We start from the raw sequence: 12,230 nt of genomic DNA on the forward strand, positions 1-12,230 counted from the left end.
ATAAATAAAAGGAAAATGAAATGAAACTAAAATTTACAAAATCAATCATAGAAAATAATTTAGCTATAGCAATAAATTTTATAGAAAAAAAAGACAACTCTCAAATAACATCACACTTATTAATAATTGCTGAAGAACATTTATCAATAAAAGCAACTGATAAAGAATTTGGGGTAGAATTAAAAGATAAATCAACTGAGATTATAAAAAAAGGAAAAGCAACAATTAATGGAAAAAAATTTTACGAAATAATTAAAGCTTTAAATGATGATTTTATCTATTTAGAAATAGAAAACAATATAGCTACTATTACACAAAATAGTTCAATTTATAAATTACCTGTATTTGATGCAAATGAATTCCCTGAATTACCTACTGTAGAAGATTCAAAAGAAATTGTGATGGATCCTTTTATTTTTATGGATGGATTTAAAAAAATATTACCAGTTATAGATACAAATAATCCTAAATATGAATTAAATGGTGCATTACTTAATATAAATAATGAAACAATTGATTTAGTATCTACAGATACAAAAAGATTAGCAATTGTTTCAACAAAAAATAATAATTCAAAACAAATAGAGCTTATAATACCCAAAAAAGCTATTGCTGAGATTAGAAAACTATTTATTAATGATTTTAAACTATTTTTTGATGAAATTAATTTAATTATAAAATCTGAAAATATAAAATTTTTCACAAAACTTATAAATGGGAAATTTCCAAATTATCAAAGAATTATTCCTAATAGTTATAAAACAATTATAAAATTAAATAAAAGTGAATTTATAAAAAAAATAAAACAAATAACTGTAATTTCAAATGAAGTTAAATTCACAATTAATAATTCTATTTTAGAATTTAATTCTATTAGTGAAGAAACATTCGAAGCAAAAACAACTATGAATATTGAGAGTAGTTTAGAAAATTTTATTTTTGCTGCTAATTCAAGATTTATATTAGATTTTTTAAGTGTTATAGATAATGAAATATTTGAATTATGTCTAAATGAAGCAAATATACCGTTTACTTTAAAAGAAGGAGATTTCCAAACCATAATAATGCCACTTAGCATTTGAAATAAGTATATAAAAATTTGATATAATTACAAATATATTAAAAAAGGAAAATAATGTCAGAATATAGTGGAAAGAATATTAAAGTTTTAAAAGGCTTAGAAGCTGTTAGAAAACGACCTGGTATGTATATTGGTGATACTAATGAAAAAGGTCTTCATCATATGATTTATGAAGTAATAGATAATTCTATTGATGAAGCAATGGCTGGATTTTGTAATAAAATTGATATAAAAATAAACAAAGATGGAAGTGTTACTGTAATTGATAACGGAAGAGGGATTCCTGTTGATATTCATCCTACTGAAAAAATACCAGCAGCTACTGTTGTTTTAACTATTTTACATGCAGGTGGTAAATTTGATAGTGACACTTATAAAGTAAGTGGTGGACTTCATGGGGTTGGTGTGAGTGTTGTAAATGCTCTAAGTAAAAAACTTATAATGACTATTAAAAAAGATGGCGAAGTTTATGAACAAACTTTTGAAAAAGGAAAACCAGTAACTGAGCTAGAAGTTATTGGTACAACAAATAGAACAGGAACAAGTATTCAATTTTATGCAGATGATACTATTTTTGAAACTAATGAATTTAAAGATTCTATTTTAGTTAAAAGATTTGAAGAATTATCTTATTTGAATTCCCAAATCACAATTAATTATGAAAATGAAATAACAAAAGTTAAAAAAAGTTTTCACTCAGAGGGTGGAATCAAAGATTTTGTTTTAACTTTAAGCAAAAAAGAGAAAGTTAGTGATGTAATCTATTTCAAAGAAGAATCTGAGACTGAAGAAGATAGATTTGAAGCTGAAGTAGCTATATGTTATGATACAGGATATAGTGAAACTATGCTTAGTTTTGTAAATAATATTCATACTATTGATGGTGGAACACATGAAAGTGGATTTAAAGTAGGGCTAAGTAAAGCTATACTCAATTATATTAATAAAGAGATGAAACTTAAAGAAAATATCAAAATCTCTGGAGAAGATGTAAGAGAAGGTTTAAATGCTATTATTTCTGTAAAACTTGGTGACCCACAATTCGAAGGACAAACAAAAGGAAAACTTGGAAGTAGTTTTGTAAAGCCAGTAATTCAAAAAATAACTTATGAAGTTTTAAGTAGATATTTTGAAGAACATCCAAATGAAGCAAAAATTATAGCAAATAAAGCAATCGATGCGGCTCGTGGAAGATTAGCTGCTAAAAAGGCAAGAGAGCTTACAAGAAAACAATCAAAACTAAGTATTGGAACACTTCCAGGAAAATTAGCTGATTGTCAAAGTAAAGACCCTGAAATATCTGAACTTTATTTAGTCGAAGGTGATAGTGCAGGAGGAAGTGCAAAACAAGGAAGAGATAGAGTCTTTCAAGCAATCTTACCATTAAAAGGTAAAATTTTAAATACTCAAAAAGAGACAAATTTCACAAAAGTATTTTCAAGTGAAGAAATAAAAAATATAATTACAGCTCTTGGATGTGGAATAGCAGAAGAGTTTAATCCAGATAAGATTAGATATAAAAAAATTATTATAATGACGGATGCCGATGTTGATGGAAGTCATATTCAAACACTTATTATGACATTTTTCTATAAATATTTAAGAGAATTAATCCAAGAAGGATATATGTATATTGCTCAACCGCCACTTTATAGATATAAAAAAGGTAAAATTGAAAAATATTTAAAAGATGATAAAGAACTTAATGAATATCTAATCGAGCAAGGGATTGATTCACTTGATTTAGACATAGGAAGACCAGAACTTCTTGAGCTTCTTAAAAATATTGCTGAATATAAAATAGCCTTAAATCATTTACAAAAAAGATATTCACTTATTGAAGTGATTAGATTTTTGATAGAAGGTACGGGTGATTTAGAAGAATATTTGAAATCAATTGGATTTAATATTTTAAATAAAAAAGATGATAATTATTTCATACAAACAAATAGAGGTTTAGAAGAAATTATAATTAATGATGATTTAACTAATCACTATTTATTCAAAAGAGCTACTAAAGCTTATGAAAAAATATCAGGATATAAAAATTTAGTAGATGGAGATTTACTTGATTTACTTGAAACGGTTGAGAAAAAAGCAAGAAGTGGTGCAAACATCCAAAGATATAAAGGTTTAGGAGAAATGAATCCTGAACAATTATGGGAAACTACAATGAATCCTGAAAATAGAATTTTAGTTCGAGTAAATATTGAAGATATAGAAGAATCAAGTGAATATTTTGAACTATTTATGGGAAGTGAAGTTGAACCAAGAAGAAATTATATTCAAACACATGCCAAAGATGTAGAAAATTTAGATGTATAATAGTAGAGCTACTCTATTTAATACATAACTATAAAGATACCAAAATACGAAACAGAATGCTTCATTTGGTAATATAAAAAACTAATTATTTTGAAAAGATTTTATTTTTAAAATCTTTTAATTTCTCTTTAAGTTCATCAAAAAGTTTTTTAGCTTTGTTTTTACCTTTTATCTTTTTTGTTAAATTTTTCTATATTTTCTGGATTTATTTGTGTTATAAGTGAAGTTCCTAATAATAAAGATACTAACACAGTTAAAATTACTAATTTTTTCATAATTTATTTTTTTAGTAATTAAGTCTAAAAATGCATAAAAGAGATAAAATTTTATTATAATAAACAAAATTTATAAGTAGGAGAAAAAATGAGTAACAAATTTGATGAACTTAGTTTAACAGATAAGCTTGAAGAAATTCATCCGGTATTGAGCCAAAAAATTATGCCTCTTCTTGCAATGGATGGCGGTGGAATGGAAGTAATTGATGTAAAAGAAGCACCAAATGGTGATTTACAACTTTTTATAAGATATCAAGGAGCTTGTTCAACTTGTAGTAGTGGAAATGCCACACTATTTGCTATTGAAGAGACTTTAAGAAAAGAACTTGATACAGATAAAATAAGAGTATTTCAAGTATAAATAAAGAGGTAAAAATGAGGCCACTATTCAAAGAAGTTTATTCGCTTGATAAAAGATGTTATTCACTTGGAATGAGTGAAGATGTCTTAATGGAAAATGCTGCTTCTAAAATGTATGAAGAGATAAAAAATAGAAAATTAAAATCAGTTTTTATTATTTCAGGGCCTGGAAACAATGGTGCAGATGGAATAACTTTAGCTAGAATGCTTTTAGAAGAAGTTGATGTCTATCTGTTTTTACCTTTTGGTGCAAAAAGTAAAATGTCAAAATTGCAATTTAAAAGATATAAAAATTTTGGTGGAAAATATTCTGAATTTGAAATTGATAAATCAAAAATAAAAAAATATGATTGTTTTGTAGATGCTATTTTTGGAAGTGGATTAAAAAGAGAATTAGATAATAAAATAAATTCTATTATAAAAAATGTAAATAAAAAAGATGGATTTAAACTCTCTTGTGATATTCCAACTGGACTTGATGATAATGGAAATAAAAAGGGTGAAATTTTTAAAGCTGATGTAACGATTACAATGGGGGCTGAAAAATTATCTCTTTATAATGACACGGCAAAAGATTTCGTAGGAGAGATAAAAGTAGCAAATTTAGGAATAAGTTTTAAAAATTACATACAAAAAAGTAAATATTTTGTATTGGAAAAAAGTGATATGCTTTTACCTATTAGGAAGAAAAAAACTTCTCATAAAGGAACTTATGGACATTTAGGAGTGTTGGTAGGAGAAAAAGAGGGCGCAGGTATAATATCTGCACTTGCAGGAATTAATTTTGGTGCTGGGCTTGTAACAGCTGTTACAAAGGAAAAAATCCAGATTCCTTATGAAATTATGCATTCATATAGCTTAGGAAACTATTCTGCACTTGCTTTTGGTATGGGAATGGGTAACTTTTATGATGATGAGTTAGAAAGTATCTGTGAATTAGATATTCCAAAAGTAATTGATGCAGATATGTTTTATAAAAAAGAGATTCTTCATTGTTTGAAAAAAAATAGTGTTTTAACACCTCATCCAAAAGAGTTTTCCTCGCTTCTAAAAATATGTAAAATAGGTAAATATTCTACTTGCGAAATTCAAGAAAATAGATTTAAATTAGCTTTAGAATTTAGTCAAAAATATCCTAATGTTGTGTTATTATTCAAAGGAAGTAATACAATTATTGTGTATAAAAATCAACTTTATATAAATCCTTATGGAACTGGGGCACTTAGTAAAGGTGGTAGTGGAGATGTGTTATCTGGAATGATAGGAAGTCTTTTAGCACAAGGATATCATCCTTTAAAAGCTACCATTACTGCAAGCTTAGCTCATTCACTTGCGGGGGATATAAAACCTAATTATAATTTAACACCTCTAAAATTAATTGATAATTTTAAAGATTTATTAGACTAAAAAAGATTATCTTTTTAGGTCTAATAATGTTTGAAGCATTTGGTCTGATGTAGTAATTGTTTTTGAGTTTGCTTGGAAACCTCTTTGTATAACAATAAGTTCTGTTAAACTTTTACTTAAATCTACATTACTCATCTCTAATGCACCTGATTCAATACTTCCTCTACCTCCAGTTCCAGCAGTCCCTATGATAGGATCTCCTGAATTGGCACTTGCACTAAACAAGCTTCCACCTTCATGCATAAGACCTTCATTGTTTACAAATTTGGCCATTGCTACTTGTGCTAACGAATAACTTCTTCCATTTGTAAATACACCAATAACTGTTCCTGTTTGATCTATTGTTAAATCTTGAAGATCACCTCCTGGATAACCATCTTGAGTTTGCCCTGATGTTGCACTTGGTGAATCAAAACTTGTAAGACCTCCAAATCCATTTAAATCACCAAAATTAAGTTGAACTGCTTGTCCAGCATCACTACCATTATTTGGATTAAATATTAAACTTGGTGGATTAAAACTATTTAAACTTCCATCTGGATTAAATTTAACATATCCACTAGCTGGATTATCAAGTGTTGATGGACTTGGTACATCTGCATAAAAATTCCATACAGTTGGATCATTAGCACCAGTTGAAGTATGATTCTTTCTATAATGTATTGTTATTGTATGTTTACTTCCAAGAGTATCAAACATATCTAAACTTGTCGTATGAGTTGCAGCATTCATTACTTGTGAAAGTGCTGTTCCACCAGCTGAAAGTGTTCCATTTATAGAACTGAAAGCATCAGTGAATAATTGATTATCATGGTCTTCGTCAGGATAACCTTTGATTGCTATATTAAAAGAATTAGAAGAAGTGTTTTTAATACTTAATTTTCCATCTTTTAATGTAACTATACCACTATTACCTGATGTAGAATTAAGTGGATTTCCACTATCATCTACTGTTTGTTGCCATAAATTTTCTAAGTCTGAAATATCGTGAAAATAATAAATATCATTTTTCTTAAATTCATTTGTATCTGCGTTTGTTCCATTTAATCCTGATAAGATTTTACCTATTCTTCCTTCATCTGTTGTAGAATCAGAAGCAACTGCTCCTCCATTACTGTCTTGAACTGCTACATTAGTAATTACACTACCATCACTTTCGTGCATTTTACCATTAGAAAAAGTAATATTATCATCTTCATTCTTATCAGATAAATCTTTATTTAAAACACAACATAAATCAGCAATTGTTTGGAAATCTTTTCCATAAGTGTATGTGAAAGTGTCTCCTGCACTAGTATTAAATTTTACTTTTTGATTTACATTAAAAAAGGCTCTTTCATTATTTTCATCATAAGTCCAGTGCGTACCTTCGTTTGAATCAGATGTTACTGGATCTTTTGCATGGTAACTTCCTGAAGTCCCACCACAACCAGTATTTGCATTTATTGGCTGAGATGTGTATATGAATTTTCTATTTTCTCCTAACTGTTCTATATTACTAATAATTCCTTGTCCATCAGTTAAATGAAAAGCTTCACCATTTTGATTGAAAAGTTCACCAACATCATCTGAACCTATAAAAGCATTTTTTGTGTGTTTTATAGTTCCACTAGTTGTTGAAGCGCCATTTAGAGATTTTAGAATAGTAGATAATTTTGATGTATTTGATGAGGTATCAAATGTTACTGCATTATTTGGATCACTTATTCTTCCATTTCCGTTTAAAAAAACTTTATAATTTGTTTCACCTGTAGTGTCTTTGATGCTTGCATTAATTTCATCCATCAATTCTTTGACTGTTGTGAATTTCCCATCGGTATCTGAAGTGCTTTTTCCATAAGTTAATGTAACTGTATCTAGTGTTCCATCTTTTTTCTTTAAAACAAATTTAAAGTTATCAACATCTTCTGTCAAGTTTATCTTTTCTCCAATAGAATTATATGTTCCATTTAAATCATCTGTTGGAAGCAAAGTTGCATCAGTATTTGACATTTCTTTTATGGTATCACCACTATTAAGATTTGCTTTAATTGAAATTTTACTTGTAGCTTGAGCAGGAGTTGTAAGACCAGGTGGAATAGAAATAGGTTTTACCCCAGCACTTGAATCAATTTTATTATTTTTATCAGCCAACCATCCTTCTACTTTATAGCCGCTAGGATCTACAAAGTTCCCATCATTATCAAATGTAAAATCTCCTGAACGAGTATATTTGCTTGTTTTCCCATCATCTCCAGTTACTGCAAAAAATCCATCACCACTTAGTGCCATATCTGTCGATTTGTCAGTTTTTTGAATACTACCTTGTTTAAATATAGTTTCGACACTACTTACAGTTGAACCAAGTCCTACTTGAAGTGAATTTTTACCACCTAGTTCACCTTGTGGTGCAGTTGCAGATTTTTCTGTTTGACTTAGTAAATCTTGAAAGTTTGTTCTTGAATATTTAAAACCAGTGGTATTTACATTCGCAATATTATTACCTTCCACATCCATTGCAACTTGGTGGGCTTGTAATCCACTAACCCCACTCCATAAACTTCTCATCATAATAAACTCCTTAATTTACATTATAAATATATTAAGCAAAATATATTCCATTACCTTTTCATATCTATAGCTTTTTGAATCATTTGGTCAGATGTTGTTATTGATTTAGAATTTGAATCAAATGCTTTTTGCATAACAATAAGCTCTGTAAGAGCATTTGCCATTGAAACATTTGAATTTTCTAATGAATAATTTTTTATTTGTGCACCTGAGATGTAGTTTCCTTCACTGCTTTTATAAGTAAAAGCTTTACCAGAATTTGAAGTTTCTGTGAAATTTTGTTTACCTATATTATCAAGACCTTGTTCATTTTGAAAATGAAAAAGTGGAATTGCACCAATTACACCATCTTTTCCATTAGAAAAATTAGCAATAATTTCCCCATTTTGATCAATATCATATTTAGTTAAGTTTCCATTTAATAGTCCATCTTGTGAATATTGAAAACCTGTATTTTTTTTGTCAAAAGAAGTTAATCCTGCAAAATTACCACCAAAATTAATAGTTGAAGATGTGCCATTATTATCTATATTTATAGTTGTAGGTGATAATAGTCCACCATCTTTATCAAAAGTAAAATCTTGATTTTTTGTAGATACAACAGTTCCATCTGGCAGGGTTTCTGTGATAGTAGTATTCCAAGTGGTTGTATTATCATTTGTTTTTGTTTTTGTAAAATCAAATTTAAGATTATTTTTATTTCCCTCGGAATCTATAATATCTCCTGTAAAACCTTGATAATTGTGATTAAATACTAAAGAATTACTTGCAGTACGAGGATTAATCTGATTTCCTAATCTTCCTAAATTTTGAAAAAACATATCATTTGTATTGTTTGCTTTCAAAGATATAGTATTAATTGGGGTATCTGCATTATTTTGTATATATAATTTACCTTTTTCATCAACCCCTACTTTAGTAGTATTAGGATATACGTTATTTGCTAAATTTTGGATTTCACTGACAAAATCATTAATCGTAGTAAATTCACCTTTTGAAGTATCGGCTTTTGATTGGTATGTTAAGATCTCTGCACTTGCATTAGGGAAAAAATCTCCATTATTGTGTTTAATTATTAGTTTATTAGCTGATTTTATAGTAATTCCATTATCTGTTTTATCATAAAGAATATTGTTATCATCTAATTTTTGAGACAAGGCATTTATTATTGTATTTTTACTACTTCCATCAGGTAATGTTAGTTTTATATTCACTCCATTTACATCAAAATCAATATTTACATCTTTTCCATCGATGGGGTCATTATTTATACAATTATCTATTTTTACAAGTCCTGATTCATATTTTATATTATTACCAAATCCAAATACTGAATTTTGTCCATTTTTAATATTCATATTATTTTGGTCAATATTATACAAAACTCCAAAATCACTATTTATGCTAGCAGGTTTTACATTATCTGTTACATTACCATTATTCAAATTTCCAGATAAAGAAAGTTTTGTAGAAGCTAGTGCTGGGAAAGTTATTGATTCTGGAGCTATTAAAGAAGTTAGAGAAGTTGTATTATTCAAAATATTTGAAGTGTCTATATTTGAATTAAAGTTCCATTTATCACCCTCTTTTGTTAAAGTCTTCGCATCAATACCTAAGACTTTTTCTCCATTAGCATTAACTAATGTTCCTGTATTATCTCTTACAAAATTTCCAGCTCTTGTATAAAAATTTTCTCCATTTTGACCTTGAACTCTAAAAAATCCTTTACCTTCTATAGCCATATCAAATATATTATCAGTATTTTGTAAACTTCCTTGTTTTGTATTCATAGTAGTTACAGCGTCAGCACCACCTAATCCAATATCACTTTGAACTACTGGTGAATCGATTGTCATACCAGTATAAGTGGATGTATTTCCTGAAGAAAATAGTGTTTTAAAATCTACATTTTGAGATTTAAAACCAGTTGTATTTATATTGGCAATATTATCACCCCATACATCTATACCAGATTGATATGTTTTAACTCCATTTACCCCATTATAAAAAGATATATTCATATTTTACTCCGATACTTCTTTTATAGAAGAAAGTGGAACATAATTATCTGCCATTTTCACTAATGTTTTACCATTATCAAACTGAACAGAAGTGATTGGATAATATCCTAATTTTGTTGATTCTTGTTTATTATCAGTAGTTGTATAATCTGCAACTATTGAATATTCACCGTCATCTACTGGTTGTCCATTATTATCTTTTTGATCCCATGAAAAATCTTGAAGTCCTTTTTGTCCATTTTTTACATTTATACTTTTAACAATATTTCCATTTCTGTCTAATATTTTCACATTAGCTTCACTGAAATCATCTTTGAAATATAGTTTAAAAGGAATTTGTTGATTTGAATCTTTTGCATCACTTATAGTTACTTTATCTTGACCATTATTAGCTATTTTTCCTATCATTCCAATAGAAGAATATTGAGCACTTGAATCCATTCTGTCTATTAATTTTTGTAAATCATTTTTTAAATCAGTATTACTTTGAAGTTGTGTCATTTGAGAAGTTTGCTCAAGCATTTTATCTGTATCCATAGGTTTAGTAGGATCTTGATATTGAAGTTGTTTTATAAAAAGTTTCATAAAATCATCTGAAGTTAATTGAGCATTAGGATTTGACGCTACTTGGTCATTTGAAATTGTTTTAGTTACATTAGTTGTACTTGTAACATCCATTATATATCCTTTTTTAGGATATTAAGCAATTATTATTCCAAATGGAATAATTTTTTATTTATGCATATTTATATTTTGCTTCAATTTCAATATCTGAAAAATCTATATCATTACTATTATTTTTATAACTTTTTTTAGCTTGATTTTGTCTTCTCTCTTTTTCTTGATTAGAATTAAAATTCATATCTATATTACTAAACCCTATATTAGCTAAAGCTTGTCTAAATTCTGCTTGATTATTTTGAAATAGAATTACATTACTTTGATCTGTATTCATATGTAATGTAATATTATTTCCTCTTTGGATTATACTTACTTCTACTTTTCCTAAATTTTTAGGATTTAGTTCTATATTTACTTTTGAAATAGGTGGTTTGTAGTTTTTAATAGCTTCGTCTAAATTGTTTTTAAAATGATTAATTGTATCTTTTGCTAAAACTTGTTTTGCTTTTATTTCATTGATATTCACATCGGAATTAATTTGTGTATTTGTATCTATTGACTTTTTTTGTGAATTATGTAAAATAGTTTTTTCTACTTTTTCTTTTGCATTATTATTTAGTAAAGAGTTTAAATTTATTTGTTTTGTGGTATTTGTTTTTATATTATTGCTATGATTATTTAATTGAAGTGTTTTATCTATTGTGTGATTATTTTTAGTTACTTTGTTTGTAGAAGTTTTTAACTCATTATTTAGTTTTAATTTTTTATCTATAATTGAATTGTTTTGAATTGTTTTATTTATAGAAGTTTTTATATTATTATTTGTGTTTTTATTGTTTTTATTGTTTTTTATATTATCTTGTATAATATTTTTTATAGATATTTGTTTGTCACTATTTTTTGAGTTTGTTTTAATATTAGCTTTATGAGGGATAACTATTTTAGGTGTAGTATTTGTGATCTCTTTTTTTGTAGAAATTATTTGAGATGTTGATATCTTAGATTGTTTTTGTTTATTATCAAGTAATTTAGGACTTTCTTTTAAATTTTCAGTTATTTTAAATGTTAATTTTTTAATGTTTAACTCTTTTTTATTTGCAAATTTAATTAAATCAGTAATATTGTCAATTTTTTTAAATTGATTTATTTCAGTTTTAGTTAAAAGTATATTTTGTTGTTTTAAATTGGTTGTAATTATGTTTTTAATCTCTTTTACTATATCTTGATTAAAATTTATTTTATTTAAAACATTATTCAGATTTGGGATTTCATTTAAAATATTTTTATCTTTATTTAACAATAAATCTTTTAAAAGCTCTTGTATATCTTTTGTAATATCATCTTTTTCATTTTTAGAATTACTATTTTTAGTTTCTATATTATTTGCTTGTTTAGTTTTTATATCTTTTAATAATAAGTCTAAAAAGTTGATATTTTTTTTATCTTTAGAATTACTATCTTTAGTTTCTATATTATTTGCCTGTTTAGTTTTTATATTTTCTTTTGGTATTTCAATAGCCACTGTTTTCATATATATATCCTAAATATTGAATTATTAAAATTTATAAGCAATAATTATTCCCTTAAAAT

At 26.8% G+C, this 12,230-nt stretch carries 8 protein-coding genes; 4 read left to right on the top strand and 4 right to left on the bottom strand.

Translation table 11 applies throughout. From position 1 onward, the window contains the following. Positions 1–20: 20 nt before the first annotated feature. The 4 genes from dnaN to ACZ5OA_RS00110 all read left to right on the top strand — a co-directional run bounded on the left by dnaN (position 21) and on the right by ACZ5OA_RS00110 (position 5,448). Entirely contained in the window at positions 21–1,082 is a 1,062-nt protein-coding gene (gene dnaN / locus ACZ5OA_RS00095; protein ID WP_464907503.1) for a DNA polymerase III subunit beta, read from the top strand. Positions 1,083–1,135: 53 nt separating this feature from the next. Then, complete coding sequence (gene gyrB, locus ACZ5OA_RS00100; protein ID WP_464907504.1) at positions 1,136–3,406, top strand: DNA topoisomerase (ATP-hydrolyzing) subunit B; 2,271 nt, start codon at positions 1,136–1,138, stop codon at positions 3,404–3,406. Positions 3,407–3,769: 363 nt separating this feature from the next. Continuing rightward, on the top strand, positions 3,770–4,042 hold the full coding sequence (locus ACZ5OA_RS00105; RefSeq protein ID WP_464907505.1) for a NifU family protein: 273 nt from the start codon (positions 3,770–3,772) through the stop codon (positions 4,040–4,042). A gap of 14 nt (positions 4,043–4,056) precedes the next feature. Then, entirely contained in the window at positions 4,057–5,448 is a 1,392-nt protein-coding gene (locus ACZ5OA_RS00110) for an NAD(P)H-hydrate dehydratase (protein WP_464907506.1), read from the top strand. A gap of 6 nt (positions 5,449–5,454) precedes the next feature. Here ACZ5OA_RS00110 and ACZ5OA_RS00115 read toward each other — a convergent pair whose 3' ends face one another. Genes ACZ5OA_RS00115 through fliK form a run of 4 tightly spaced genes read right to left on the bottom strand, consistent with a single transcriptional unit; the run spans position 5,455 to position 12,171 of the window. Further along, positions 5,455–7,998, bottom strand: coding sequence for a flagellar hook-basal body complex protein (locus ACZ5OA_RS00115; RefSeq protein ID WP_464907507.1), 2,544 nt, complete (start codon positions 7,996–7,998; stop codon positions 5,455–5,457). Between the two features lie 50 nt (positions 7,999–8,048). Beyond that, positions 8,049–10,019, bottom strand: coding sequence for a flagellar hook-basal body complex protein (locus ACZ5OA_RS00120; RefSeq protein WP_464907508.1), 1,971 nt, complete (start codon positions 10,017–10,019; stop codon positions 8,049–8,051). Between the two features lie 3 nt (positions 10,020–10,022). Then, complete coding sequence (locus ACZ5OA_RS00125; protein ID WP_464907509.1) at positions 10,023–10,697, bottom strand: FlgD immunoglobulin-like domain containing protein; 675 nt, start codon at positions 10,695–10,697, stop codon at positions 10,023–10,025. 58 nt (positions 10,698–10,755) lie between these two features. After that, positions 10,756–12,171, bottom strand: coding sequence for a flagellar hook-length control protein FliK (gene fliK / locus ACZ5OA_RS00130; protein WP_464907510.1), 1,416 nt, complete (start codon positions 12,169–12,171; stop codon positions 10,756–10,758). Between the last annotated feature and the right edge of the window lie 59 nt (positions 12,172–12,230).

This window comes from Thioreductor micantisoli, assembly GCF_055392745.1.